The organism is Pseudomonas sp. WS 5078, from assembly GCF_012985745.1.
Taxonomy (GTDB): domain Bacteria; phylum Pseudomonadota; class Gammaproteobacteria; order Pseudomonadales; family Pseudomonadaceae; genus Aquipseudomonas; species Aquipseudomonas lundensis_A.
Genome location: NZ_JAAQWX010000040.1, coordinates 1 through 708 on the forward strand (window position 1 = coordinate 1; position 708 = coordinate 708).

Here is a 708-nt window from a genome sequence, read left to right on the forward strand (position 1 = left end):
ACGTAGGTCAGGCGGATGTTTTCGTCCCATTCCAGGCGCGTGTCGAAGCTGCCGTCGTCGGCCCATTCGCGCACGGCCTTGGCGTCGGGGCCGGTGCCTTGCCATTGCAAGTTCATGCCGCGCTGCGTGCGGTCGGTGTAGCGGGTGATCAGGTGGTGCTGGTATTGGTAGCTCCAAGCGGCGCCGTTTTCGTCCTGGGCATTGATCAGGTCGCCGTGGGCATCGTAGTAATAGGCCGCCAGTTGGCGCACCGGCGCGCTGTCGCGTATTTCCCACAGGCCTGTGAGGTGGCCGTGGTCATCGATCATGGTGCCCAGATGTAAATGGACGTTGTTGAGATCGCCTTGGTAGGTGATCAGGTCGGACAGCACCGGTTGGTCGGCATGGCGGTATTCGTGGTGCAGCATGACGCCTGCGCCGTTGCGCAGTTCGATTTGCGCGAGCAGGAAGCGGTCGCCGTGGCGCACGTAACTTTCCCTGCGCTCAAAGCCACGGCACAGCAATAGGGTGTTTTCCGTGACGCGCACCAGCGTCAGGTTTTCGATGGCGTCGTAGTGCGCCTGACCCACGGGTTGGAGCGCGTAGCTGTGGTCACGGCCGTCCGCATCGTGGAACACCAGGCCCTTGCCGTGCAGGTCAAAGCGGGTGGTGAACTCGGTGATCCAGCGCGCACCCAGGGCGCCTTGGTCGTATGCGCTCAGGCGCGAG

At 63.3% G+C, this 708-nt stretch carries 1 pseudogene; it reads right to left on the reverse strand.

The features are described from left to right. Positions 1–708, reverse strand: a pseudogene (locus HBN68_RS21950) (RHS repeat protein); the annotation flags it as partial.